This is a genomic window from Streptomyces angustmyceticus (assembly GCF_040701845.1).
GTDB classification, from domain to species: domain Bacteria; phylum Actinomycetota; class Actinomycetes; order Streptomycetales; family Streptomycetaceae; genus Streptomyces; species Streptomyces angustmyceticus_A.
In genome coordinates this window covers 272,141-297,891 of the sequence record NZ_JBFBHQ010000006.1, presented here as the reverse complement: position 1 = coordinate 297,891, position 25,751 = coordinate 272,141, and the positions used below count along the sequence as shown (strand labels likewise).

At 73.0% G+C, this 25,751-nt stretch carries 20 protein-coding genes and 1 pseudogene; 5 read left to right on the top strand and 16 right to left on the bottom strand.

Features of this window, described 5'->3' with window-relative positions:
- Window positions 1-15: 15 nt before the first annotated feature.
- From AB0411_RS16870 to AB0411_RS16860, 3 genes are all read right to left on the bottom strand, one after another.
- On the bottom strand, window positions 16-2,151 hold the full coding sequence (locus AB0411_RS16870) for an ABC transporter ATP-binding protein (RefSeq protein ID WP_366418060.1): 2,136 nt from the start codon (window positions 2,149-2,151) through the stop codon (window positions 16-18).
- Window positions 2,152-2,215: 64 nt separating this feature from the next.
- Window positions 2,216-3,280 (bottom strand): ABC transporter permease, encoded by a 1,065-nt coding sequence (locus AB0411_RS16865; protein WP_366418059.1) that lies wholly within the window; start codon window positions 3,278-3,280, stop codon window positions 2,216-2,218.
- Between the two features lie 78 nt (window positions 3,281-3,358).
- Window positions 3,359-4,339 carry an ABC transporter permease gene (locus tag AB0411_RS16860; RefSeq protein WP_366418058.1) on the bottom strand — a complete coding sequence of 327 codons (981 nt, stop codon included), beginning with the start codon at window positions 4,337-4,339 and terminating at the stop codon, window positions 3,359-3,361.
- Between the two features lie 406 nt (window positions 4,340-4,745).
- Between AB0411_RS16860 and AB0411_RS16855 the strand changes: the two genes are divergently transcribed.
- Entirely contained in the window at window positions 4,746-5,399 is a 654-nt protein-coding gene (locus AB0411_RS16855; protein ID WP_366418057.1) for a TMEM175 family protein, read from the top strand.
- A 131-nt stretch (window positions 5,400-5,530) separates the two neighbouring features.
- Window positions 5,531-6,931 carry an alpha/beta hydrolase family protein gene (locus AB0411_RS16850; protein ID WP_366418056.1) on the top strand — a complete coding sequence of 467 codons (1,401 nt, stop codon included), beginning with the start codon at window positions 5,531-5,533 and terminating at the stop codon, window positions 6,929-6,931.
- Between the two features lie 50 nt (window positions 6,932-6,981).
- On the opposite strand, the gene AB0411_RS16845 is transcribed toward AB0411_RS16850, so the two are convergent.
- On the bottom strand, window positions 6,982-8,751 hold the full coding sequence (locus tag AB0411_RS16845) for an MOSC and FAD-binding oxidoreductase domain-containing protein (RefSeq protein ID WP_366418055.1): 1,770 nt from the start codon (window positions 8,749-8,751) through the stop codon (window positions 6,982-6,984).
- Window positions 8,752-9,012: 261 nt separating this feature from the next.
- Here AB0411_RS16845 and AB0411_RS16840 point away from each other — a divergent pair, with 261 nt between their 5' ends.
- Entirely contained in the window at window positions 9,013-9,807 is a 795-nt protein-coding gene (locus AB0411_RS16840) for an alpha/beta fold hydrolase (protein WP_366418054.1), read from the top strand.
- Window positions 9,804-11,093 (top strand): cytochrome P450, encoded by a 1,290-nt coding sequence (locus tag AB0411_RS16835; RefSeq protein WP_366418053.1) that lies wholly within the window; start codon window positions 9,804-9,806, stop codon window positions 11,091-11,093. Before AB0411_RS16840 ends, AB0411_RS16835 begins: the two co-directional genes overlap by 4 nt.
- A gap of 126 nt (window positions 11,094-11,219) precedes the next feature.
- Here the strand turns inward: AB0411_RS16835 and AB0411_RS16830 are convergent, their stop codons facing one another.
- From AB0411_RS16830 to AB0411_RS16775, 12 genes and pseudogenes are all read right to left on the bottom strand, one after another.
- Window positions 11,220-11,519 carry a hypothetical protein gene (locus AB0411_RS16830; protein ID WP_366418052.1) on the bottom strand — a complete coding sequence of 100 codons (300 nt, stop codon included), beginning with the start codon at window positions 11,517-11,519 and terminating at the stop codon, window positions 11,220-11,222.
- A gap of 311 nt (window positions 11,520-11,830) precedes the next feature.
- Window positions 11,831-11,989 carry a hypothetical protein gene (locus AB0411_RS16825; RefSeq protein WP_366418051.1) on the bottom strand — a complete coding sequence of 53 codons (159 nt, stop codon included), beginning with the start codon at window positions 11,987-11,989 and terminating at the stop codon, window positions 11,831-11,833.
- Window positions 11,982-13,739 (bottom strand): ABC transporter ATP-binding protein, encoded by a 1,758-nt coding sequence (locus tag AB0411_RS16820; protein ID WP_366418050.1) that lies wholly within the window; start codon window positions 13,737-13,739, stop codon window positions 11,982-11,984. Before AB0411_RS16820 ends, AB0411_RS16825 begins: the two co-directional genes overlap by 8 nt.
- 185 nt (window positions 13,740-13,924) lie before the next feature.
- Window positions 13,925-14,737: pseudogene (locus AB0411_RS16815) on the bottom strand (ABC transporter permease subunit); the annotation flags it as partial.
- A complete protein-coding gene (locus AB0411_RS16810; protein ID WP_366418048.1) occupies window positions 14,734-15,687 on the bottom strand; it encodes an ABC transporter permease in 954 nt (317 codons plus the stop codon). The gene AB0411_RS16810 and the pseudogene AB0411_RS16815, both read right to left, overlap by 4 nt.
- Entirely contained in the window at window positions 15,684-17,270 is a 1,587-nt protein-coding gene (locus AB0411_RS16805) for an ABC transporter substrate-binding protein (RefSeq protein ID WP_366418047.1), read from the bottom strand. Before AB0411_RS16805 ends, AB0411_RS16810 begins: the two co-directional genes overlap by 4 nt.
- A 58-nt stretch (window positions 17,271-17,328) precedes the next feature.
- Window positions 17,329-18,258 (bottom strand): class I SAM-dependent DNA methyltransferase, encoded by a 930-nt coding sequence (locus AB0411_RS16800; RefSeq protein ID WP_366418046.1) that lies wholly within the window; start codon window positions 18,256-18,258, stop codon window positions 17,329-17,331.
- An 8-nt stretch (window positions 18,259-18,266) separates the two neighbouring features.
- Window positions 18,267-19,544, bottom strand: a complete 1,278-nt coding sequence (locus AB0411_RS16795) for an MFS transporter (RefSeq protein ID WP_366418045.1) — start codon at window positions 19,542-19,544, stop codon at window positions 18,267-18,269.
- A complete protein-coding gene (locus AB0411_RS16790; protein WP_366418044.1) occupies window positions 19,541-20,761 on the bottom strand; it encodes a mandelate racemase/muconate lactonizing enzyme family protein in 1,221 nt (406 codons plus the stop codon). Before AB0411_RS16790 ends, AB0411_RS16795 begins: the two co-directional genes overlap by 4 nt.
- Window positions 20,758-21,957, bottom strand: a complete 1,200-nt coding sequence (locus AB0411_RS16785; RefSeq protein WP_366418043.1) for a PLP-dependent cysteine synthase family protein — start codon at window positions 21,955-21,957, stop codon at window positions 20,758-20,760. Before AB0411_RS16785 ends, AB0411_RS16790 begins: the two co-directional genes overlap by 4 nt.
- Window positions 21,954-22,814 carry a Rossmann-like domain-containing protein gene (locus AB0411_RS16780; protein WP_366418042.1) on the bottom strand — a complete coding sequence of 287 codons (861 nt, stop codon included), beginning with the start codon at window positions 22,812-22,814 and terminating at the stop codon, window positions 21,954-21,956. Before AB0411_RS16780 ends, AB0411_RS16785 begins: the two co-directional genes overlap by 4 nt.
- Window positions 22,811-24,067, bottom strand: coding sequence for an ATP-grasp domain-containing protein (locus tag AB0411_RS16775; RefSeq protein ID WP_366418041.1), 1,257 nt, complete (start codon window positions 24,065-24,067; stop codon window positions 22,811-22,813). The genes AB0411_RS16780 and AB0411_RS16775 overlap by 4 nt, the downstream gene beginning before the upstream one ends.
- 172 nt (window positions 24,068-24,239) lie before the next feature.
- Between AB0411_RS16775 and AB0411_RS16770 the strand changes: the two genes are divergently transcribed.
- Entirely contained in the window at window positions 24,240-25,727 is a 1,488-nt protein-coding gene (locus AB0411_RS16770) for an alpha/beta hydrolase (RefSeq protein ID WP_366418040.1), read from the top strand.
- The last annotated feature ends 24 nt before the right edge of the window (window positions 25,728-25,751 follow it).

Here is a 25,751-nt window from a genome sequence, read left to right as displayed (position 1 = left end):
TGGATCGCGGGCGGATCAGTCCGCTGCGGGCGGGACGACGTCGAGCGGCCTCGCGTAGTGGCAGGCCGCCGCATGGTCGGGAGCCAGGACCGACGTTGCGGGGTCCTCGTCCCGGCAGCGCGCCTGCTCGCTGTCGGTGAGTCCGGCGTACTTCGGGCAGCGGCCCGCGAACCGGCAGCCGGACGGCACGTCCGCCGGGCTGGGCAGATCGCCGCTGAGCAGGATCCGGGTGCGCTCCCGCTCCTTGCGCGGGTCGGGCAGCGGAACCGCGGACAGCAGCGCCTGGGTGTACGGATGGGAGGGCGCGGCGAACACGTCGTCGGCCGCGCCGAGTTCCACGATCCGGCCGAGGTACATGACCGCGATGCGGTCGGCGATGTGCCGTACGACGGACAGGTCGTGGGCGACGAAGAGGTAGCTCAGGCCGAGGCGGGTCTTCAGCTCGTCGAGGAGGTTGAGGACACCTGCCTGGATGGACACGTCGAGGGCGGACACCGGTTCGTCGAGGATGACGAGCCGGGGCTCCAGCGCCAGGGCGCGGGCGATGGAGATGCGCTGGCGCTGGCCGCCGGAGAACTCCTGCGGGTAGCGGTCGGCGTGCTCGGCCTCCAGGCCGACCATGTCGAGGAGTTCGGGGATGCGGGCGGCGATGCGCTCCTTGTCCCAGCCGTGTGTCTTCATCGGTTCGGCGAGGATGTCGCCGACCGGCATCCGGGCGTCGAGCGCCGCCATCGGGTCCTGGAAGACGATCTGCATGTCGCGGCGGAGCCCCTTGCGGTCCGCCCTGCTGAGGCCGCGGATGTCCTTGCCGAAGACGGTGACGGTGCCGGCCTGTCCGCTGGGCAGGTCGAGGATCTCCAGCAGGGTGGTGGTCTTGCCGCAGCCGGACTCGCCGACCAGGCCCAGCGTCTCGCCCTCGCGGATGTCCAGGCTGATGCCGTCCACGGCCCGGACGGTGCCGACGGTGCGCTTGATGACCGCGCCCTTGGTCAGGGGGAAGTGCTTGACGAGTCCGTCGAGCTCGAGCACGGTGGGGCGCTCCTCGCGCGGCAGCCGCTCGATCGGCGCGGATTCCGGCAGGACCGGCACGGGGAAGACGGCGTCGCGGTCGAGACCGGCGCCGATCTCGTGCGCGCGGTGGCAGGCGGTGGGGTGCTGGGAGCCCTCGGCGACCGTCAGTTCCGGCTCCGTGGTGCGGCACTGGTCGACGGCGACGGGGCAGCGGGGGGCGAAGGGGCAGCCGGGGGCCAGGTCGACCATCTTGGGCGGGTTGCCGTCGATGGGGGTCAGGGCGCGGCGCTCGGTGCCCTCCGCCCGGGCCTCGTCCAGCCGCGGGATCGAGCCGAGCAGACCGATGGTGTACGGCATCCGCGGCTGGTAGTAGACCTCGTCCACCGGGCCCGCCTCGACCGGCTTGCCCGCGTACATGACCTGCACCCGGTCGGCGAAGCCGGCGATCACCCCGAGGTCATGGGTGATCATGACAATGGCGGCGCCGGTGACCTCCTGGGCGGTCTTGAGGACGTCCAGGACCTGGGCCTGGATGGTCACATCGAGGGCCGTGGTGGGCTCGTCGGCGATGATGACCTTGGGGTCGTTGGCGATGGCCATGGCGATCATCGCGCGCTGACGCATCCCGCCGGAGAACTCGTGGGGGAACGCGTCCACCCGGCGCTTGGAGTCCGGGATCCCGACCACGTCGAGCAGGTCGACGGCCCGTTTGCGGGCGACCTTCTTGTCGAGCGACTGGTGGACCTGGAGGGCCTCGATGATCTGGTCGCCGACGGAGTAGACGGGGGTCAGCGCGGACAGCGGGTCCTGGAAGACCATGCCGATGTCCTTGCCGCGGATCTTCGACAGCGCGGCGTCGCCGAGGCCGAGCAGTTCGCGCCCGGCGAGCTTGACGGAGCCGGTGACGTGGGCGGTCTCGGGCAGCAGTCCGAGTACGGCCATGGAGGAGACGGACTTGCCGGAGCCGGACTCGCCGACGATGCCGAGCACCTCGCCGGGCCGCACGGCGTAGGAGACGCCGCGTACGGCCCGCACCTCGCCGGCTTCGCTCGGGAAGGAGACGGTCAGGTCGCTGACGTCCAGGACGGGCTGCGCCGTGTCGAGGGCCTCGGTGGGCTGGGACGGCCTGGTCTCGGTCACCGTCGGGGTCCTTCCTGGGGCGCGCGGTGCGTGGGGAGCTGGTGTTGGGGGTGGGGGGCGCGGTTCACGAGGCGGCGCCCTGGCTGCCGGCGGGGGTTCCGGGCTCGGTGGGCCGGCTGCCGGAGGCCGTCACCTGCGCCGGGAGCGCGGCCGCGGCCTGCTGCTTCGGCTGCTTCTTCTTTCGGGGCGGACGCGCCTTCGCGCCGGACGCGTTGGGGTCGAGGGCGTCCCGCAGGCCGTCGCCGATGAAGGAGATGGAGACGCCGATCAGCACCAGGCAGCCGGCCGGGAAGAAGAACAGCCACGGGTAGGTGGAGGCATTGGTGGTGTTGTCGGCGATGACCGTGCCGAGGGAGACGTCGGGTGCCTGCACGCCGAATCCGAAGTACGACAGGCCGCTCTCGCCGATGACCGCCGCACCGACCTGGATGACGGTGTCGATGATCAGCATCGAGGCCATGCTGGGCAGGATGTGCCGGAAGATGATGACCGGCGCGGAGACGCCCATGTACTTGGCGGCCTTGACGAACTCGCGGTCCTTGAGCGTGAAGGTCATGGACCGTACGACCCGGCCGGTGATCATCCAGCTGAAGGCGCCGAGCAGGATGACGAAGACCAGCCAGGTGGCGCCGCGGAAGGCGGGCGACAGCACGGCGATGATCAGGAACGCGGGCATCACCAGCAGCAGGTCGACGAGCCACATCAGCACCCGGTCGGTCCAGCCGCCGAAGTACGCGGCGAAGGCGCCGACGGTGGCGGCCAGGAAGGTGGAGATGACACCGACGAGGAGGCCGATGATCAGCGACTTCTGCAGACCGCGCATGGTGAGCGCGAAGAGGTCGACGCCACCCTGGGTGGTGCCCCACCAGTGGTCGTCGGAGGGGCTGGAGAGGAAGTTCAAGAAGTCGTGCTGCTGGTAGTCCCACTTGGTGAGGAACGGGCCGCCGTAGGCGCCGAGAAACAGCAGGACGAGAAGGAACAGGCCGAACAGCGCCAGTCGGTTACGGGCGAAGCGGCGGACCGTCAGCCGCAGCCGTGAGCTACGGGCCTTGGCGGAACGGCCGGGGGTTTCACCGGGTGGGACGGGGCCGGGGGCCGGTTCGGTGGCGGGGGGCAGCTGGACGCTCATCGCGCGCTCTCCTGAGGGGCGGTGGGGTGGGGGCCGGTCGGCGAACGGGGTACCTCCCAGCGGTGGCTGGGGGGCGGGTCAGCGGACCCGTACGCGCGGATCGAGCGCCGCGTACAGCAGATCGGACAGCACACCGGCGATCAGGACCAAGATGGCCGAGAACAGTCCGACGGTGGCGACGGAGTTGACGTCCTGCTTGTTGATCGAGTCGACGAGGAGTTCGCCCATGCCGTGCCAGCCGAAGGTCTTCTCGGTGAAGGTCGCACCGGTGAAGAGCAGCACGATGTTGTAGACCAGCAGCGGCACGATGGGCAGGATCGCGGTCCGCAGTCCGTGTTTGACCAGGGCCTTTCGCCGGCGCAGCCCCTTGGCCCTGGCGGTGCGCAGGAAGTCGCTGCCGAGGACGTCGAGCATGGTGGAACGCTGGTAGCGGCTGTAGAGCGCGACCTGAAGGATGATCAGGGTCAGCGCCGGGAGCAGCATGTGCTGGGCGCGGTTGACGAGGGCGTCGAAGTTCCACTGCCCCGCATACTGCGCGTCGTACTCACCGAGCACCTTGATGGTCTGCGTACCGTCGTTCAGCGCGGTGGCGCCGATCTTCAGCGCGACACCGATGACGAACACCGGCATCGCCAGCACGAAGAACGAGGCGAGGGTGGTGACCCGGTCGAAGAGGCGGTACTGGCGAATGGCTCCCAGGGCGCCGAGCGCGACACCGCCGGCGGAGCCGATGAGGGTGGCGATCAGCAGCAGCCGGGTCGAGACGCCCACCCGGCGGCCGAAGTCGTCGTTGACGTCGTCGCCTTCGATGGTCTTGCCGAGGTCGCCGTGCACGACGCCCTCCGCCCAGTGCCCGAACCGGGTCAGGATCGGAGTGTCCGGGTTCATGTTGTACTCGTCGAGCGTCTTGGTGATCGACGACGCCGGCAGCGGCGGATTACGGCCCTCGAACTTGGCCCGGGGATTGAGACTGAGCCCGGCAAGAAAGTAGGTGAGGGACGCGGCGACGACTACCAGCACCAAGTAGTTCGCCAGCCTGCGCACCAAATAGCGGCCCATGCTGAATGTCTCTCCCTCATGCGCACCGAATCGGCCATGCTCGGCCGAAGTGGGGGTCGGTGCGGATCGAGCACATCCTTCATGTATTCAACACGTTTGTCGATAACGGGATGTTCACGGAGCGGTAACGCCAACTCCCCCGTTGACCAAGGGCATTACCGCCCCAGCCCACAGATTCGACGGTTGCCGTGGATCTACGGTATCGAATCCCAGGCATGTACCGCTCCTCCGCGTAGCGAAACCCGATAGTCGGACACCCCACGAACGTGATCTGCGGGACGGGCAGTTGACGAAGACTTTACGGCAGACGGAGTATCAGTCCCCCTGGTGGGAGCCTTACTTGCGGCACCACAGCCGCCACGAGGATCCAATCTGAGCCTTTCGGGGCGGGTGATCCTAGAGTGACGTGGTGAACGGTGTCCGGAGAGTACGGGACGACGACGAGGGGAGCGCGGGCCGGCTCCTCGCGCTGTCCGACGGAGTGTTCGCCATCGCGATGACGCTGCTGGCGCTGGACATCCAGCTCCCCGACGGGCTGGATCCCACCGAATTCGGCCGGGCGCTCGGGCACGTGATGCCCAAGGTGTGGGCGTACGTCCTCAGCCTGCTGGTCATCGCGGCGTGCTGGCGGGGCCACTTCCAGATCTTCCGGTACGTGCGGGAGGTGGACGGGACGGTCATCCGGCTCGGTCTGCTGAGCCTGGGGCTGGTCGCCCTGATGCCCTTCCCCACCACCCTGCTCGCCGAGTACGGGGACCAGCCCGAGTCGGTGGCCGTCTACTCCGGTGCCGTCGCGGCCATGGTGGCCACGGAGCTCGCGCTGACGGTCGTGCTGTGGAAGCGCCCCTGGCTGGGGCGCGCGCCGGTGCCCGACGCCATCGCGCGCAACGACGTGGCCGACCTCGGGTCCACGGTGCTGGTCTTCGCCGTCGCCGTGCCGCTCGCCTTCGTCTCCCCGACGGGCGCGAAGCTGTGGTGGACGGTGCTGATCCCGGTCAAAGCGCTGACGGGCAGGCGCGGCAAGCGCCTGCGCGCGGACGCCGAGCAGTTCGGCTCCTGAAGCGGGATCCCCCGCCGGCCGCTGTCTCCTCCCGCCTCCCCGCGCCGGGGCAGGGCCGTGAAGTGCCGTTCGGGGGAACAGCGGGTGTCGGTGAGAGGGGCCCGGGGTCACGGCTCGTACGTTCGGTCGGCATGACCTACGTATCGGGGGACCCCGAGCCCGGCCCCACCCGCCGCACCACCCTGGCCGGCCTCGTCGGCGGGGCGGGGGCCGTGCTGGCCGCCGGGTGCAGCGCGCCGGGTGCCTCGCCCGCCCCCACCCGCACGGCCGGGGCCCCCGCTCCGGCGGACGGTGCCACGCCGGGCGTGATGACGCTCTTCAAGGACCCCGGCTTCAACTTCAACGGGCTGCTCGCACTGGGCGCGTCCGGGTACGGCGCCGGTGAGGTGGGCGAGGTGCTCACCGCCGTGAACACCATCAACAAGGCCGGCCTCTCCGCGCAGACCTTCACCCGGACCTTCAAGAACCTCGGCGACCGGCTGAGGGAGCCGCCCCGGAGCGGCAGGCCGGGGACGCAGACCACGCGGTTCCGTGCGCTGCGGGCCGCGCAGTACTACGGCCAGGCCCTGTTCTTCGTCCTCGGCTCCGACCGTCCCGGCAGCGAGGAGCAGCTGTACCAGGCGGGGCGCGATGCCTGGGACGCGTTCTGCGAGCGGTGCGACCCGGCCCCGCTGACGGCACACGTCCCGTACGGGAGGACCCCGCTGCCCGTGTGGTTCTTCCGGCCGGACGCCTCCCGCGAGCGGCGCCCCACGGTGATCCTGACGAACGGCAGCGACGGGCAGGACGTCGACATGTGGACCTACGGGGTGGCGGCCGCGCTGCAGCGCGGCTGGAACGCCCTCGTGTACGACGGGCCCGGCCAGGGGCAGCTGCTCTTCGTCGACCAGGTGGTCTTCACGCCGCGCTGGGAGAACGTCGTCACCCCGCTCGTCGACTGGCTGTCCGCCCGCCCGGACGTGGACACCCGACGGATCGCCCTGACCGGGCTGAGCATGGGCGGGAACCTGGCCCCCAGGGCCGCGGCCTTCGAGCACCGGATCGCCGCCCTGGTGGCGATGCCGGGCGTGCTCCAGCCCTGGCTGGGCTTCCCCCCGGAGATCCGGGAGATCCTCACCCCGGACAAGGAGAAGACCAATGCCGTCTGGAACAAGGAGGTCGTCCCCGAGCTGCCGCCGTCCGCGGCCGCGACGCTGAAGAAGCGCTTCGAGCCCTTCTCCGTTCCGGCGATGCTCGCGGCCCGCAAGGGCGCGATGTTCACCGACTTCTACACCCCCGCCACCCTCATCACGTCGCTGGACATCACGGACGTGGTGCGCCGTATCACGATGCCCACCCTGGTCCTGGACTACGAGGACGAGCAGTTCTATCCGGGGCAGCCGCGCCAGATGTTCGACAAGCTGACGGCACCCAAGGACTATGTGAAGCTCACCGCGGCCACCGGCGCGCAGCTGCACTGTTCCCCGATGGCCCCGCAGCAGCACTGCGAGGTCGTCTTCGACTGGCTGCAGGAGAAGCTGCCGGGCAGCTGACGTCCGCGCGGCCCCGTCGTCACGGCCGCCTCAGCGCGGCGGCCGGCCCGTCACAGGTCAAGCACCACGTCGTCGCGGGGCCGTGAGCAGCAGATCAGGGCGTTGCCCCCGGCCGGCGGCCCGACGGGGTCGGGGTCGTAGTCCACGCTTCCGCCCAGGAGGCCGGTCTCGCAGGTGTGGCACACGCCGGTGCGGCACGACCAGCGCACGGGCACGTCGCAGGCCTCGGCCAGCTCCAGGAGCGTGCCGTACTCCGGTTTCCAGGGGACGGTCAGGCCGCTGCGTGCGAACGACACCGCGGGCCCCGTTCCGGGGGCTCCGGCGGGCGGATGGGGCGGGCGGGCCGCGGTGGGGGCGATGCCGGGGGTGAGCGCGGGGCCGGCGCCGAAGACCTCCGTGTGGATCCGCCCGGGACCCAGGCCGGCCGCCGTCAGGGCATCGGTGAGGTCGTTCATGAAGGCGGTGGGGCCGCAGAGGTAGGCGTCGGCGTCGGCGGGCAGGCCGATGCGGGTGACGAGCGCGGCGGACAGGTGCCCGGCGTCGGTGTAGTCGGCGCCGTGCCGGTCCTCGGGCCGGGGACGGCTGTAGCAGATCCGGACGTGGCTGCGGGGCAGTTGGGCCAGCAGGTGCCTGCTCTCCGCCGCGAACGCATGGTCGTCGCCGTTGCGCGCCCCGTGCAGCCACCACACCTGGCGCGTCGTCCGGGAGTCCACGAGCGCGCGCAGCATGGCCTCGACCGGTGTGACGCCCACACCGGCGGAGGCCAGGATCACGGGGGTCGGTCCGGGGGCGAGGGTGAAGGTGCCACGGGGAGCGGCGGCCTGCAGGCGCCGGCCGGCCCGGACCCGGGAGTGGATACGGGTGCTGGCGGCGCCGTGCGGCTCTCGTTTGACGCTGATGCGGTACTGGTCCCCGCCCGGCTGACCGGACAAGGAGTAGCTGCGCACCAGCTCCGGTCCGTCCTCTCCGGCGTCCAGGCGCACGGTGAGGTACTGGCCGGGTGCGGCGGCGGGCAGGGGCCTGCCGTCGGGGTCGGCGAGCCAGAGGGAAACCACGCTGCGGCTCTCCCGCGCGACCCGTGCCACGGTGAGGGGACGGAACCCGTCCCACGCCGGCCCGGCGCCGGCGTTCTCGGCGTGCAGGCCCGCATTGCCGGTGGTGCCCTCGGGGCCGTGCGCCGCCTGGTCCAGCAGGGCCTGGAAGGAGCCCTGCCACCCCGGGCTCAGGGCGTCGATGCGCAGTGCCCGCTCAAGGCGGTCGCGGGGGTGCTCGGGCAGGTACAGCAGACCGTCCACCTCGGTGACGGTCATCCGGCCCGGTCCCGTGGCGATCTTGACGATGTCCTGTCCGGCCTCCACTTCCCCCTCGGTGATGACCCGGAAGTAGAAGCCCGGCCGGCGGTGGGACACCAGGAGGGCGGGCATCCGGGCGTCGTCCATCCGCAGGCCCACCCGGTAACAGGTCACCCGGGGCTGGGTCACCTCGAAGACCGCGTCCCCGATCCGGTAGCGGTCCCCGATGCACACCTCGTCGTCGGCGAGCCCCTCGACCGTGAAGTTCTCGCCGAACTGGCCGAGGACGAAGTCGTCGCGCCCCAGCTCGCGCTGCCAGTAGCGGTAGGAGTCGAGCTGGTAGACCATCACCGCGCGCATCTCGCCGCCGTGCCCGGCGAGGTCGCCCTGCCCGTCACCGTCGACGTTGAGCCGCCGTACCATCCGGGGGCCGGTGACCGGGCTCTTCCAGATCCCCGTGCGGACCGTCCTCCCGCGCCAGGAGACGTCCTGGGGGAGACCCACGTTGACGGAGACCAGCCTGGCCACGGCGTCCACCTCATACGCTGACGGCCCCCACCTGTCCTGTCGATCGTAACCACGGCGCAGGGGCGGGCGCTCGGTCAGTCTCCGGCCCCGGTGGCGCACGCGGGAGGCGCCCCGTCCGGCTCCCGCGCCCGGAGAACGGGAACACCTGCTCGGGCGGGCCGTACCGGGTCCGGGGCGCCCTTGCGGGGCGGGGAGGTTATGGCCACTGTGGTCGGACGTGGCCGTTGGCCGTCGGCAAGTTCGTCACACACTGGAGTGCGCGTGACTTCCTTCGTACTGCCTCATGCCCTGCACGGCCGGGGATCGCACAAAGTGATCGCCGTCCACGGATGGTTCGCCGACCGGTCCGCCTTCGACCCGGTCCTGCCGGACCTCGACCAGGACGCCTTCCAGTACGCGCTGGTGGATCTACGGGGGTACGGCGAGGCGAGGGACGCGGCCGGCGCGTACACCTCCGGCGAGGGCGCGGCCGATGTGCTGGCGCTCGCCGACCTGCTGGGCTGGGAACGGTTCTCGGTGGTCGGCCATTCGATGGGCGCCAGTGTCGTCCAGCGGGTACTGGCCGCGGCTCCGCTGCGGGTGCGCAGGCTCGTGGGCATCTCGCCGGTCCCCGCCTCCGGGCTGCCGCTGCCGCCGCAGCAGTGGGAGCTGTTCTCCTCGGCCGCGCACACGCCGGAGAACCGACGGGCCATCATCGACCTCACCACCGGCGGGCAGCGACCGGCCGCCTGGCTGGACCGGATGGTGCGGCGGTCGCTGCGGTGCAGCGATGCGAAGGCGTTCCGGGCCTGGCTGGATTCCTGGTCCGGGGAGACGTTCGCCGCCGAGGTCGAGGGCGCGGCGGTGCCCGCGCTGGCGGTCACCGGGGCGCTGGATCCCGCACTGACCGCCGAACTGGCGCGGGCGACCTGGATGCGGTGGTACGCCAACAGCCAGCTGGTCGAGCTCAGCTCGGCGGGGCACTACGCCATGGACGAAACACCGCTGGAGCTGATCCGGGCCGTGGAGGACTTCCTGCGCGCCGACGGCGACGGCGACGGGCCCGGCGCCGGATGACCGCGCCCACGGGGAGCGCCGCCCGGCCGGACGTCCCGGACGTCTTCGACCCCCGCGGCTACGCGGACGGTCTGCCGCACGCCGCGTACCGGCTGTTGCGCGACCGGCACCCGGTGGCCTGGCAGGAGGAGCACGAGGTGCTCGGCTGGCCCGCCGGCCCCGGCTTCTGGGCGGTCACCCGGCACGAGGACGTCGTACGGGTCCTCAAGGACGCGGGCACCTTCTCCTCCCATCTGGGCGCCACCCAGATCCGCGATCCCGACCCGGCCGATCTGCCGTTCATCCGCCGCATGATGCTCAACCAGGATCCCCCGGACCACGGGCGGCTGCGGCGTCTGGTCAGCCGTGCCTTCACCCCGCGCCGCGTCGAGCGGTTCGGGACGGCCGTACGCGAGCGCGCCCACGGCCTGCTGACCGCGGCCGTCGACGCCGCGCGGGCCGGGAACGAGGTGCGCGACCTGGTCACCGACGTCACGGACGACTTCGCCCTGCTCAACCTCGCCGATCTGCTCGGCGTGCCGCCCACCGAGCGCGGGCTGCTGCTGGACTGGACCCGGCGCGTCATCGGCTACCAGGACCCGGACGAGTCGGGCCCGGGCGCACCGGGACCGGACGGCCGGCCCGCCGACCCGCGGTCCCCGGCGATGCTGCAGGACATGTTCGCCTTCGCGCGCGAGCTGGCCGCCCACAAACGACGGCATCCGGCCGACGACGTGATGACCGTCCTGGCAGCGGACGACGAACTGGCCACGCCCGAACTGGAGATGTTCTTCTTCCTGCTGACCATCGCGGGCAACGACACCGTACGCAGCGCGGCCCCCGGCGGCCTGCTGGCCCTGGCCCGACACCCCGAGACCTACCACGGGCTGCGCACCGGCGCGGTGGGGACGGCGACGTGCGCGGAGGAACTGCTGCGCTGGCATCCGCCGGTGCTCAGCTTCCGCCGGACCGCCGTGTGCGACACCGAGATGGCCGGGCAGCGCATCCGCGCCGGTGAGAAAGTGGTCGTCTTCCACGGCTCGGCGAACTACGACGAGCGGGCCTTCCCCACCCCGCACCGTCTGGACCCGGCCCGCTCCCCCAACCCCCATGTCTCGTTCGGCGACGGCCCGCACGTCTGCCTGGGCGCACACCTCGCCCGGCTGCAACTGCGGGTGCTGTACGAGGAGACGAGCAGACTGCTGCCGGCCCTGACGCTCGCCGGGCAGCCGCGACGCCTGGTGTCGAACTTCATCAACGGGCTGAAGTCGCTGCCCCTGCGGCTGGTGGACGGGGCGCACGGCTAAGGTCTGTCGTCTGGATCATTGAGCGGTGCTCCGTGCCTCGCTATCGGCACGAGTGCACAGTGGAGAGCTCTGGCCGGGCGCTCTTCACATGAGGAAGTGGCCGACACCCGGCCGGAGCACAGAGCATCAGACAGTCGCGGCCAGCCAGCCGATGGTTTCGGTGGTGTGCTTGCCGTCGCTCTTGGCGGCGCCGGCGTACACCTCGTTCAGGCGGATGAGGAAGCCCGTGTTGGTGACGTCATGGATGCGGATGCCCGGCGTCTCCGGCCCGTTGAAGGTCTGGGTCAGGGGGAGGACAACGACGCTGGAACCAGGCGGGAACGGGCTGGGGAAAGTGACCCGCGTGAAGGTCGAGGTGTTGCCGCCACTCGTCTCGATCGCGTTGTCGGACTTCAGATCGATCTTGCCGGTCTGAACGAAGCTCATCGTCGACTTCCTCCGTCTGTGATCTGGACTGCTCGGCCGTCCTCGACGGCCGACGGAAGACTTGTCACGAGATCGTCCCGGTATGCCCAAGTCCTTCAAACGAGTGATCGCCTTTTGGACAACGGGACTTCGTGCACCTTCCTGCCGGCCAACGGCACATTCGCATCGACGACGAACTGACCGTGCACAGCCGGGTCAGTCGCGCTTGGTGTAGGTCATGATCGTGACGCCGCTGCCGAAGACCTGGCCCGTGACCGCGTGGTAGTGCTGCGGGGAGTAGGCGGAGTCGAAGAGCGGGACACCCGAGCCGATCACGACGGGGTTGATCTTGACGAGGAGCTCGTCGATCTCGTCCCGGGTTCGGGGTCAGGGGAGGCGATGAACCCGTCCACCGTCGCGGCGACGAAGTACGTGAGCTTGCGCATGGTGTGGTCCTTCGCCAGGTTGATCAGGAGAGTCCGATCAAACATATCGGCAGTACCCGCCTTCGAGCGGATGGTCCGAACGAAGAGCCCTGGGCGCCTCGTTCGGCTCGGGGGCGGGACGCAGCAGCGCGGCGGTGAGGGGGTGCCGGGGCGCGGTGAGGAGTTGGCCGGTCGGGCCCTGTTCGACGAGGTGGCCCTTGTCGAGAACGGCGGTGCGGGTGGCCAGGGCCGCGGTGTCGCGGTCATGGGTGATCAGGAGCAGGGACAGGTCCGGGTGGGTTCGCTGGAGGCCGACGAGGACGGTGCGCAGGGTCCGGCGCGCCACGGTGTCCAGGCCGGAGGTGATCTCGTCGCAGATCAGGACCCTGGGACGGGCCAGCAGTGCGCGGGCCAGGGCGGCGCGCTGGAGTTCGCCGCCGGAGAGCTCCCCGGGCCTGCGGCGTACGAGGTCACCGTCCAGACCGAGGGCGCTCAGGGTGCGCTCGGCCTCGGCCAGCGCCTCGGGGGCCGGGGCCCGGCGCAGCCGCACGGCGCTGCGGCTCACCTGGTCGAGGACCGGGCGGTGTTCGTCGAAGGCGGCGCGGGCGTCCTGGAAGACGTACTGCACCGCCGCCAGTTGTGCGCGGGTGCGGTCACGGAGGCTGCGGGGCAACGCGGCCCCGTCGAGCAGGACGTCTCCGTCGTAGGTCCGGTGGAGACCGGCCAGACAGCGGGCGAGGGTGGTCTTGCCGCTGCCGGAGCGGCCGACGAGGGCCGAACAGCCCGGCGGGAGGAGGAGGTCGGCGGGGTGCAGCACGGTGGCCCTGCCGTGGCGGGCGGTGAGGGCCCGCACGTGCAGCACGGGGTTCGGGGCGGCGGGGGAGGTCTCGGGGGCGGCGGCGTGGCGGGGGGTGGTGGTGGCTGGGTCCGTTGCGGTGGCTGTGGCTGGCCTTGTGTCTGTACCTGTGTCCGTGTTCCGGGCTGTGTCCCTGCCCCCGGTTGTGTCCCTGTCCCCGGCTTTCTCCGTAGCCGTGGCTTTCTCCGTAGCCGTGGCTGGGTCCGTGGCTGTGACTGTGTCCGTGGCCGTGGTGTCGGCGAACAGGGCGCGGGTCCAGGGGTGTTGTGGAGCCTGCCGGAGGCGTTCCGGCGGGCCGGACTCCACGATGCGGCCGGCGCGCAGGACGTGGACGTCGTCGGCCAGGGCGCGGACCACGTCCAGGTCGTGGCTCAGGAGCAGGATCGCGCGGCCCTGCCGGGCCAGGGCGGCCAGTTGGCGGACGATCTGCTGCTTCGTCAGTGCGTCCTGTCCGGTGGTCGGTTCGTCCGCGACGATGGTGGTGGCGCCGGTCAGGAGGGCCTGGGCGAGCACCAGGCGCTGTTGTTGGCCGCCGGAGAGCTGGTGGGGGTAGCGGCGCAGCAGGGTTTCGCCGTCGGGTATCCGGGCCTGGTCGAGCGCGCGCCGTACGCGTTCCCGGACGGCGGCGCGGCGGGCGCGGCGGGGCAGGTGGCGGACCTGGGTGCGGGCGATGTCCTGGAGGAGGGCGGCCACGCGCCGGGCGGGGTTGAGGACGGTGGCAGGGTGCTGCGGTACGTAGCCGATGAGACCGTCGGGGGCGCTCACCTGGCCGGTCACCACGGCGCCGGCCGGATACTCGCCGAGCAGGGCGAGTCCGGTGGTGGTCTTGCCGCTGCCGGAGGCACCGATCAGGGCGGTGATCCTGCCGGGCGGCACCCGGAGGCTCACCCCGTCGACGAGGGCCCGGCCGCCGATCTCGATGCGGAGGTCCTGGACGTATGCGGCGTCGGTTGCGTTCATGGGCTGCTCTTCTCGGTGCGCCCCGCCCCGGGGGCCGCCGTGGCGTCGTCGGTGGCGGGCAGGTGGTCGGGGCGCGGGCCGGGCAGGGGTCCGGGCCGCGGTGCGGGGTGGGGCGGCCCTGACGAGTGGTCCGGCCGTAGTGGTCCGGCCGGGCGGTCCGGTCGTGCGGTCCGGTCTGCCCGGTCCGGGCGCCGTCGTCGGGGGCCGCGGCCGAGGGCGGCGTCGCAGAGCAGGTTGGCGCCCATGGTCAGGGCCATGATCAGGACGGCGGGCAGGGCGACGGCCCAGGGCTGGACGAACATGCCGGTCCGGTTGCGGTCGACCATCACCGCCCAGTCGGCGGCGTCCGGTGCGGCGCCGACGCCGAGGAACGCGGCCGTGGCCACCAGGTAGAGCACACCGGTCAGCCGCACCCCGGCGTCGGCGGCAAGGGTGCGCAACGCCGAACGGCCGGCGTAGCCGACGGCGATCCGCCACCAGGTCTCGCCCTGCATCCGCAGCGCCTCGACCGCGGGCGAGGCAGCCGCCTCCGCGACGGCGGCCCGGACGGTCCGGGCCGCATCGGGGATGCTGACCAGCGCCACCAGGAGCGCGAGCCCGCCGGCTCCGGGCGTCAGGACCGCCGCCACCAGCAGGACGACCAGCAGCGAGGGCACGGCGAGCAGGACGTCCAAGGGACGCATCAACAGCTCTTCCAGCCACCGGCGATGGGTCAGCGCGCCGGCCAGGCCCAGAGGCAGCGCCGCCGCGTAGGCCAGTGCCGTCGCCGCGAGTGCGGTCAGGACCACGGGACGGCCGCCGAGCAGCACCTGCCGCCAGACGTCCCGCCCGACGAAGTCGGTGCCGGCCCAGTGGCCGCCGCCGGTGGTGAAGGACGCGGCCCGGGGACCCGGCTCCCCCGCGCACAGCGGCCCGAGCAGGGCGAGCAGCAGCGGTACGGCGAGGAGCAGCAGGGCGAGGGTGAAGCGCCGGCGCGCGCCGGTCGTCCGCGGGGTCATGCCGCCTCCCCGGTGCGGGGCACGAAGCGGTGAGTGACCAGGTCGACGCCCAGGTTGAGGACGACGGCCGTGCCTCCGAAGACGACGGCCAGGCCCTGGAGGACGGGGATGTCGCGTTCCGTCACGGCGTTCATCAGGACGGTGCCGAGGCCGGGGATCACGAAGAGGGCCTCCACGACGATGACGCCGCACAGCAGCCAGTCGACGGTGCGGGCGAGCTGTTGGGCGGCGGGTCCCAGGGCGTGCGGCAGGGCGTGTGCGTAGCGGATGCGCGCGCCGGGAATGCCGTAGCGGCGGGCCTGGGCCACGTACGGCGAGGCCAGCGCGTCGATCATGCCGGCGCGGACCAGGCGCGTCAGCGAGCACACCGGCCGGGCCAGCAGGACCAGTACGGGCAGCACCAACGCCGCGGGATGGGCGAGCAGTTCGTCGCCGTAACCGACGGCGGTCGGGGGCAGCCAGCCCAGGCGCAGCGCGAACACGGCGGCCAGCAGCACACCGAGGGCGAACTCCGGCACGGCGTACACGGCCAGGGTCACCGCGCTGATGAGCCGGTCCGCGAGCCGTCCTTCGTGGCGGGCGGCCAGCACTCCGAGGCCGCCGGCCGCCGGCACCAGCAGGACCAGGGTGAGCGCGGTGAGTACCAGGGTCGGCCCGAAGCCGGCGGCGAGGTAGGAGGCGACCGGGCGGCCGGAGGTCAGCGAGGTGCCGAGGTCCGCGTGCAGCAGCCCGGCCGCCCACTCCCCCAGGCGGACGGGGGCGGGCCGGTCGAGGTGCAGGGTCTCGCGGAGGGCGGCGATCCGTCCGGGGTCGGGCTGGTCACCGGCAAGGGCCACCGCGGCATCGCCGGGCAGCGCCTCGGTGAGGGCGAAGACCAGCAGGACGACCGCGACGGTCTGCACGACGCCGAGCAGCAGCCGGCGCACCAGCCACGACCGCAGGCCGGTCATGCGAGCCACACCTTGTCGAAGCGGGCCCAGTCGAGCGTGTTGGCGGGCGCCCGGTGCGCCACCCCGCGGACGGTGCGGGCGGTGCCCAGGATCCAGTCGGCGAAGCCCCAGACCAGGAAGCCGCCCTCGGCGTACAGCCGGCGCTGCATGCGCGCGTAGACGGCGGCCCGGTCCTGCCTGTTGTTGGTGGACTGGGCCTGCTGGTAGAGCGCGTCGAAGTCCTTGTGCCGCCACTGGGTGGCGTTGGTGGTGGAGGCGCTCAGCAGCCGCTGGGAGAAGTGCGACTCGATGGGCATCGCTCCGGAGCGGTAGCAGCACAACGACCCGGAGTCGAGGGTGTCCTGCCAGTAGCTGTCCTTGCTGCCCATCGCCACCTTCACCCGCACTCCGGCCTTGGCGGCCTGGTCCCGGAAGATGGCGGCGGCCTCCGTGAAGCCGGCCGCGACGGCGGAGGTGTCCAGGGTGACCCGGAGCCCCTCGGCGCCGGCCTGCTTCAGCAGGTGGCGGGCCCGGTCCAGGTCCGGTTCGCGCTGCGGCAGGCCGTCCGCGTAGTACTCGTAGCCCTTGCCGAACAGGTCGTTGCCGATCTCCCCGGCGCCGGAGAGCGCGCCGTCGACGAGTTCCTTGCGGTCGGCGAGGAGGAAGAACGCCTCGCGCACCCGCTTGTCGTCGAACGGGGGCCGGTCGGTCTTCATCGCGAACGACTGCATGGCGCTGTTGCGCAGCCGTACGATCTCGATCTGCCCCCTGCCCTCGTGTGCGCGGGCCGTCGTCGGCGTCAGCTCATGGGCGTAGTCGACCTGGCCGCCCAGCAGGGAGTCGAGGCGCGCGGACTCCTCGTTGGCGACCAGGAACTCCAGCTCGTCCAGGTGGGGCGCGCCGTCCCAGTAGGCGTCGTGGCGCCGGAAGAGGGCCGACCTGCCGGGCATGAAGGAGACGAAGCGGAAGGGGCCGCTGCCGACCGGCGCGTGGTCGAAGTCCTGTGCGCCGTCGGGGACGATATAGGCGCCGAACGCGGCCAGCAGGTTGGGGAATTCGGCGGTCGGCCGCTTCAGCGCGAACTCGACGGTCCGCTGGTCGGGAGCGCGGCTCGCGGCGAGGTCGAGGGGCTCCAGCGAGGCCTTGGCGCGGAACGCCTTGTGGGGGTCGGCGATGCGGCGGTAGCTGTAGAGGACGTCGCGCGCGGTGACCGGCTTGCCGTTGTGGAAGGACGCCTCGCGCAGTCGCACCGTCCAGCGGTCCAGCCGGGCGTTCGGCTCCCAGGACGCGGCGAGGCGCGGCTCGGCGGAGAGGTCGGCCCCGAAGTCGGCGAGCTTGTCGAACAGGGCCTTGGCCCGGGCCGCATCGACGAAGAGGCTTGCCAGGTGCGGATCGAGGGTCTCGCTCGCACCGCCCCCGGCGAACGCGGCCCGCAGCTTCCCGCCGCGCCGCGGCGTGCCGCCACCGTCGGCGGCTTTGCCGGCGGGGCCGGTGCATCCGGTGAGCGCCAGGGCGCCGAGTCCGGCCGCACCGCCCGCCGCGGCGAGGAAGCCGCGGCGGCGCAGGCCGGGGAAGCGGGGGTCGTCGAGGGGGCCGTCATGCATGGCGGTTTCCTTGCTGTGTGCGGGAGTGGGACGAGTCGAGGGGGCGGCGGACGGGGCGTCAGCCGTGCCCGGTCAGCCGGGCGACGAGGTGGAGCCGGTCCTGGTCGGCGTCCTCTCCCGGGCCGAGGCCCTCCTGCCAGGCCGGTTCGGTCCGCGGCCCCGGCCCGTCGTGGAGGGCGAGCGTCTCGAAGCCGTGCGCGGCGAGGAGGTGTCGCAGTTCCTGGGGGAAGAGCAGCCGCCAGGCGGAGCGCTGTTCGTACGGCGGGGTGCCGTCGTCGGCGGTCCAGAGGCGGGTGCGGCGCAGGAGTTGGGCGGCGCGGTCGAGGGACAGGGTGGTGGTGGAGGTGTAGGTGGTGCCCCGCCAGGTGAAGCCGTTGACGGCCGGGGTGTCGAGCAGGTCGGTGCGGCCGAGGAAGTAGGCGCCGTTGCGCATCTCGGCCACCAGCAGCCCGCCGGGGGCGAGGCTGCGCCGGCAGGACGCCAGGAAGCCGTCGAGTGCGGCGTTGGTGTGGCAGTAGAGCAGGGCGCTGTCCAGGCAGACGACGGCGTCGAAGGGCTCCGTGCGGAGGTCGAAGCCGCGCAGGTCGGCGCGGACATGGTCCGGCCCCGGGTGGTGGGTACGGGCGTACGCGAGCATCGTGTCGGAGAGGTCGGCCGCGACGACGGTACGGCCCGCCGCGTGCAGGTGTGCGGCGTCGCGTCCGGTGCCGCAGCCGATGTCCAGGACGCGGTGTCCCGCCCCGTACCGCCGCAGACAGTCCTCGGCCCAGCGGCCGGCCAGGCGGTCGTCGTCGGGGAAGCGGGCCTCGTAGAGCGCGGGATTGTCGGTCAGCAGGTTTTCGTGGCGCGGCCGGGGTGCTTCGTGGCGCGGCCGGGATGCGTCGTGGTGCGGCTCGGATGCGTCATGGCGCGTCTGGGCTTCTTCGTTTCGCGGCCGGGCCTCTCCGTGATGGATCGAGGCGGCTTCGTGGTTCGTCCGGGCTTCCATGGGGGGTGTCACGCCCTTCCCGCCGTCGTGGCCGTCGGCGCTTCCCCGGTGATCCGTCCCGGCAGGGCCCGTAGGCGGTGCAGCCAGCCGACACCGCAAGCGGAGAGGAGGCCGAAGGCCAGCGCGCACGCCCAGGGCAGCCACGGCGTACGGGTGTGCTCGCCGGTGTCCATGGCCCAGCCGATGACGGTGTTGCCCACCGCCGCGGCGATGCCGGAGACCACGTAGAAGAGCCCGAAGTAGGTGCCGGTGAGCTCGGCGCGGCCGAAGGCGGGGATCAGCTCCATCACGAACGGCTGGGCGATCATCACGCCCAGGTAGAGCAGCAGCGCCCCGGCCAGGACGGGCAGTGCGTGCAGTGCGGCGGCGCCGGGGCCGCCGGGCGGCGGAGCCGGTCCGGCGACGGCCATGGGCGGGAGGAAGGCGAGTCCCATCAGTACGAGCCCGGCGCAGATCCACCGCGCCCGGTCGCCACGCCCCTTGAGCGCCCGGGTGATCCGCATCTGGAGCGAGAGGTTGGCGACGGTACCGACGAGGAAGACCAGGCCGGCCGCGCCGTCCCAGCCGGTCGCCCGCCGGGCCCCGTCGGGCAGCAGCAGATACAGCTGGTTCTGCAGGGTGAACATGCCGACCATGGCCAGGGCGAAGGCCACGAAGACGCGGTTGCCGAGCACTTCGCGCCAGTCGCCGAGGACGCTGTTCTCGGCCGGGGCGACCGTACAGGCAGGCAGCACCAGGGCCTGGGCGACGGTGAGCAGCGCGAAGAGGGCGGCGGCGGTGAGGGCGGCGGCCCGGAAGTCGACGAGCAGCAGGGCGCTGCCGAGCAGCGGCCCGATCAGGGCACCGGTGGTCGCGAAGACGTTGAAGAGGGCGAAGGCCTCGGCCTTGCGGTCGCCCGCCGCCTGCGCGAGGTAGGCGCGGACCGCGGGGTTGAACAGCGCGCCGGCGAGCCCGCTGAGGACGGACGCGGCGACGAGTACGGCCAGGCCGTCGCCGAGCGCGAAGAGCGCGAACCCGACGGTGCGCAGTGCGCAACCGGCGATGATGACGCCGCGCGCGCCCAGCCGGTCGGAGGCCGAACCGCCGATGAGGAACAGCCCCTGCTGGCTCAGGTTGCGGACGCCGAGCACGATGCCGACGACCGCGGCGGACATTCCCAGGTCCTCCCCCAGGTGCACGGCGAGGTACGGGATGAGCAGATAGAAACCGGTGTTGACGCCGAGCTGGTTGACCAGCAACAGGCGGATGGCGAACGGGAACCGGCGCATCTCGTGCCAGATCTTCACTGCGCCGCCTCCGCCCCGCGGACCGGCCCGGGCGCCTTCTCGGCGGCCGCGGTGCGGCCAGGCACCACGTCGTCCGACGCCGCCTCGCCCGGCGGTGGTGCGCCGCCACCGCCCGGCCGTACGCCGTCATCCGTCCGTACGCCGTCATCCGCCCCCACGCCGCCGACCGCCCCGGCCCCGCCGACCGGCCGCACACCGAGCCCCGGTCGCCGGCCGGCCGCCACCGTCCCGTCCGTGCCTCCGATGCCGGTCCAGGGGTCGTGGGCGAGCAGCAGGTGGCCGTCGAGATCGGTCCAGCGGGCCCGGTCGGCGAGGTGGACGGCGGGGGCGAGGCCCAGGGAACTGGCGGTGAGACAGCCGAGCATCAGCGCGGTGCCACTGCCGGCGATCAGGTCGGCGATGCGCAGTGCGGCGGTGACACCGCCGCACTTGGCGAGCTTGACGTTGATGCCGTGCACCCGGCCGGCCAGCCGCCGGGCGTCGTCGGGGCCGGCGGCGTCCTCGTCGGCGATGACCGGCAGCGGCGAGCGTGCGGCGAGCCGGGCCAGCGTCTCGGGGTCGCCGGGGGCGAGCGGCTGCTCGACGGCCTCGATCCCGAGGTCCGCGTAGCGGGGCAGCAGGTCCTGTGCCAGGGCCGGGCTCCAGGCGCCGTTGGGGTCGAGCAGCAGCCGGGCGTGCGGCGCGGCCCGGCGTACGGCCCGTACCCGGTCGAGGTCGTCCTCGGGGTCCGGGGCGCCGGCCTTGAGCTTGAGGACGGAGAAGCCCAGCCGGGCGAGCCGGGCCGCCTGCTCCGCGGCCGCCCGGCAGGAGGTGATGCCGAGGGTGCGGGCGGTGGCGGCGCGCGGCGTCCCGGTGCTGCCGAGCAGCCGGTGGACGGGGACCCCGGCGCGCTTGCCGACGAGGTCGAGGAGTGCGGACTCCACGGCTGCCGTCACCGCCGGGGGCGTGCCGGGGGCGGGGAGGTCGCCCGCGCGCAGGGCGTCGAGTGCGCTCTCGGGGTCCGCGCAGCGGGCGAGTTCGCGTCCGGCCGCGTTCAGCAGCCGGCCGAGGGTGGCGGTGTCCAGGCCGTAGTAGGTGCTGGTGACGGCTTCTCCGTAACCGTGCAGGCCGTGGTGTTCGACGGCGAGCCAGACGGCGTCGCGGGCCGCCATCGTGGAGCGGGATATGCGCAGCGGCTCGGTGAGGGCGAGTCGTACGGTGCGCTGGCTGACCTTCACGGGGCTTCTTTCCGGGTGGTGCGGCGGGCGGTTCGGGCGGACTCCGCGGCGGGAGGGGTGGGGACGGGGCGGGGGCCGGGCGCCGCGGGGAGCGGGGCGGCGGGAGGGGCCGGGCGGTCTCCGTCGGCGGCCGGGGGTGCGAGGGGGTCGGCGACCGTCCGGCACCGTGTCCACCCGGTCGCCTCCGCCGCCCGCGGGTGCGGGATCTCGACCGGCCGGGTGGCGGCACGGGTCAGGTCCAGGCCGTGGGCGGTGGTGAAGTCGTCGTCGTAGACGCTGCCCAGGTAGCGCTGGGGCCCGTCCGGGAAGACCGTGGCGACCACCGCGCCGGGATGGACGCGGGCGGCCCATGCGGCGACGAGGGCGACGGCGCCGGTGCTCCAGCCGCCGCTGACGAAGTTGCCGGCGGCGAGCCTGCGGCAGGCGTCGGCGGACTCGGCCGGCCCGACCCAGTGCACCTCGTCGAACGCGTCGTAGGCGACGTTGCGCGGGTGGATGCTGCTGCCGAGGCCCCGCATCAGCCGGGCCCTGGCGGGCTGACCGAAGATCGTCGATCCGGTGGCGTCCACACCGATCAGGCGCAGCCGCGGCCAGTGCCGGCGCAGCGGGGCGACGACCCCGGCGCTGTGGCCGCCGGTACCGACGCTGCACACCAGGACGTCGAGGTGGTCGAGTTCGGCTGCCATCTCGGCGGCGAGCGAGCCGTAACCGGCCACGTTGTCGGGGTTGTTGTACTGGTCGGGCCAGTAGGCGCCGGGGAGTTCGGCGAGCAGTTGCCGCAGCCGGGCGAGCCGGGCGGCCTGCCAGCCGCCCTCGGCCGCGGGCCGGTCGACCAGTTCGAGCCGGACGCCGTAGGTGCGCAGCAGGCGGCGCATCGAGGGCTCCAGTTCGGTGTCGCCGACCAGGACGACGGGGTGGCCGAGGGCCTGGCCCGCGAAGGCCAGGCCGATGCCGAGGGTGCCGGAGGTGGACTCCACGACGGGGGCGCCGGGGCGCAGTTCGCCGCGTTCCTCGGCGCCGAGCAGCATCGAGACGGCGGCACGCGCCTTCATGCCGCCCGCGCCGAGCCCTTCGAGCTTGGCCCAGAAGCCGGGGTGCGGGCAGGGCAGATCGGTGGTGACGCGGGCGAGCGGGGTGCGGCCGAGCAGACCGAGGAGTTCGCGGTTGCCGGTGGGCCGTGCGACGGCGGTGGTCACCGGGCGGCTCCCGGTGCCGCGGTGCCGTAGCGGTGGATGAGCCCCGGTCCGCCGTCGAGCCAGAAGAACGGGTAGGGCTCCGCGCACACCGCGCTCACCCCCGAGCCGAGGAACCGCGGCAGCACCGCGCTGCCGGTCTGGGCGAACATCACCAGGGGCTTGCCGTGGCGCAGGGCGTGTTCCCGCAGCGGCTCGAAGCTGCCGTTGCCGAGCGTCATCCCGGAGGCGAGGACCGCGTCGCAGCGCTCCACCTCGGCGAGCGCATCGGTGCGTACGGGCTCGCCCCACTCCGTCGTGCCGCCCTTGAGGTCGCACGGCACGTACGACAGACCGCGCTCCCGCAGCGCCTCCAGCAGCGAGTTGACCACACCGACCACGAGCACCCGGGCGCCGGACGCGGCATCGACCAGTCCGGTGACGGCCCGTGCCCTGGCCCGCGACTTCCGCAGCGACGACCCGGCGGGCAGCGACCAGGGCCGGGCCCCGTGCGCGGGCGTGTGCGGGCGTACGTGCATCAGATACGCGTCGAGGGCGGCCACCCGCACCGGCCGCAGCTCGTGCGTCAGGAGCTGGGCGAGGTCCGCGCCGACGCAGTCCTCGATCGCCGCGTCCGGCAGCTCACCGGGCTCCACGGCGCAGGAGCCGACCGCCGCCGCGAGCCGCAGGCTCAGCACCTCGTTGCGGTAGCCGCCGCCGCGGCCCTCATGGCGTACGGCCTGCCGGGTGCTGAAGGCGACGGCAATCCGGCGGCTGCGCGGGTCGGGCCCGAACTCGCCTTCCAGGGCACGGGCCACGAGGTCGTCGTACGAGGCGGCGGGGGCGTCGATGCCCGGGGCGCGGGTGACGAGCGGGTTCATCGGTTCACCACCCGCGGGCGCAGCTGGGAGAGCAACGCTTCGACGCGCCGGCGCGCGCCCTGGCCCTCGGGGTCACCGGCCATGACGTGTCCCAGGTAGGCGTTGTTGCTGCCGGCCTCCTTGACGGCCGTACCGGGCTCGGCGAGCTGGAGTTCCAGCACTCCCGGCGCCGCGCCCACGAGGTCACCGCCGTCCACCGCCTCCAGGACGCCGGCGGTCCGCGGCACCAGGAAACCGATGGCCGCGCTGCGCAGTCCCGTCTCCCGTGTCCGCAGGTCGGGCCGCTGTCCCCGGGCGACGTCCACACAGGCGGCGGCGGTGTCGATCCCGGTGACATGGCGGATCAGTTCGGTGATGCGGTTGCCCGCAGGGCGGGGGTTGACCTCGACCAGGCGGGGTCCGTCCGGCGTCAGCTTGATCTCGGTGTGCGCGACGACGCCGTCGAGTCCGAGTGCCTCGATGGCCCGCACGGCCGTCTCCTGCGCGGCCGCCGCGTCGGCCGCCGGCAGCGCCGCGGGGAACATATGGCCGGTCTCGATGAAGGCCGGTGCCCCGCCGACGCTCTTGTCGGTCATCCCGATCACCTCGGTGCCGCCGTCGAACGTGACGGTCTCGACGCTGACTTCGGGGCCGTGGAGCAGCTCTTCGAGGAGGATCACGGGTGCCCTGCGCTGACCGCGGGCGTTGACGGGAAAGCCGTCGAGCGCACGGCAGGCGCGGATCAGCTCCGCTTCGTCGTCGACGCGCCGGACGAACATCCCCGCGCACAGGTCGACCGGCTTCAGCACCAGCGGATAGCCGATCTCCGCGGCCGCGGCGGCGGCTTCGGAGCGGTCCGCGCAGACCGCGTAGCGCGGCCCGGGTATCCCCGCGGCGGCGAGCAGGTGCCGGGTGGCGTCCTTGCGGCAGGCGTTCTCGACGGCCTCGGGCGCCGGGCCGGGCAGGCCGAGGCGTGCGGCGATCCGGGCGGCGGTCGGGAGGTAGTAGTCGCAGGAGGTCAGCACCCCGTCGAAGCCGAGCGCCGGCTGCAGCCGCTCCACGTACGGCAGCAGCGTGGCGAGGTCGTTGGTGTCGGCGGTCAGCACGTGGCGGGCGCCGAGCAGGGGGTGCGCGGTGCCCTCGGGGGCGGTGCGCAGGTAGTGGTGCAGGTCGCGGGTGAGGAAGGTGAACTCGTGCCCGCCCTCGCGGATCGCGCGTGGCAGCAGCCTGCTCATCGCTCCGACCCAGCTCTCGACCATCAGCAGATGAGCCACGGTGTCCCTTCTTCGCAGGCGTTGTCCGCGCAGGCGGCGGCGGTGGGTGACGGTGCGGCGGCGGCATGACGAGGGCCGCCGGGCTTGACCGGCCATTACTGTAAACGATAATCATTTTCATCGCTACCACCTGCTCAGCGGCGCCTGCGCCGCGCTCCCGAAGGCGAGATCCGTGATTCCTGCCCTGCGCCGCACCGGCCTGCTCTGCGCCCTGACGGCCACCGCCGCCCTGCTCCCCGCGGCCCCCGTGCACGCCACTCCCCCGGCACCCGCACTCCGCTTCGGCCCCTGCCCGGACTCCGTGCCGGACCCGCCCGCACCCGCACACGTCGAATGCGGCCGCCTGCGCGTGCCGTTGGACCGGGACCGACCGGACGGCAAGCACCTCGGCATCGCGGTCTCCCGGGTCCGTGCGTCGGGACCGGCGTCCGCACGACGGGGCGTCCTGCTGGTCAACCCGGGCGGTCCCGGCGGCTCGGGCCTGCCCTACGCCGTCACCAAGCGCGCCAAACTGCCGGAAGGGGTACGGCGTGCCTACGACGTGATCGGCTTTGACCCCCGCGGCACCGGCGCGAGCGCCCCCGCGGACTGCGGCCCGATGGGCGGCCTCTTCGACTCGCCCGCACCGGACCCCGTCCCGGAGAGCCGGCCCGCCGAGAAGACCTACCTCGACACCCTCCGCAGGACCGCGGACGACTGCGCCCGCGAAGTCGCGGACGCCCTGCCGTACCTGTCGACGACCGAGACCGCGCGCGACATGGACGCCCTCCGCGCGGCGCTCGGCGAACCCCGGATCGGCTTCCTCGGCGTCTCGTACGGCAGCTGTCTCGGCGCGGCCTACGCCGCCCTCTTCCCGCAGCGGGTCGGCCGGATGGTGCTGGACAGCGTCGTCGGTCCCTGGTCGTGGTACGACTTCGACCTGGTGCAGAGCCGGGCACTGATCCGCCAGCGGGAGGTGTTCTTCGCCTGGGCCGCCCGGCACCACCGGCACTTCGCGCTCGGCGCCGACGGCACGGCGGTACGTGCCGCGTACCAGCGGGTGCGGGACGGTCTCGCGAAGCACCCCGTGGACGGCTTCGGCGCCGCGGAGTTCGACCGCGCCGTGTACCGCGCGCTGGGCCGCACCGAACGCTGGACGGGCCTCGCCGACGGCCTGCGGACGTATCTGCGCGAAGCGACCACCGGCCCGCTGCGCCCGGCGGAGCCCTTCGACGGCGCCGCCTCACGCACCTACGAAGCCGCCAACCGCACCGTCAAGTGCGCCGACGGACCGGCCCCCGCACCCGCCCGCATCACCGCCGACATCCGTCGGATACGCCGCCTCGACCCACAGCCGGTGCTCACCGGCATGGAGGCCTCGGTGTGCGCCTACTGGCACCACCGTCCCGCACACCGCACACCGCTCGGCAGTCCCGACGCACCGCCCGTCCTGCTCATCGCCTCCACCCACGACCCCGTCACCCCCATCCCGGGCGCCCGGGCACTGCAACGGCGACTGCCCGGCTCACGCCTGGTCTCCCTGCACGACGACTACTCCCACGGCGTGTTCGCCAGCCGCGGCAACGCCTGCGTGGACGGCACGGCCGCCGCGTACCTGCTCGACGGAACCGTCCCGCGCACCGACGTCCACTGCACCGGGCCCGGACTGCCGACCCCCTGAACCCGACCGGGCACGCCCGCGGAC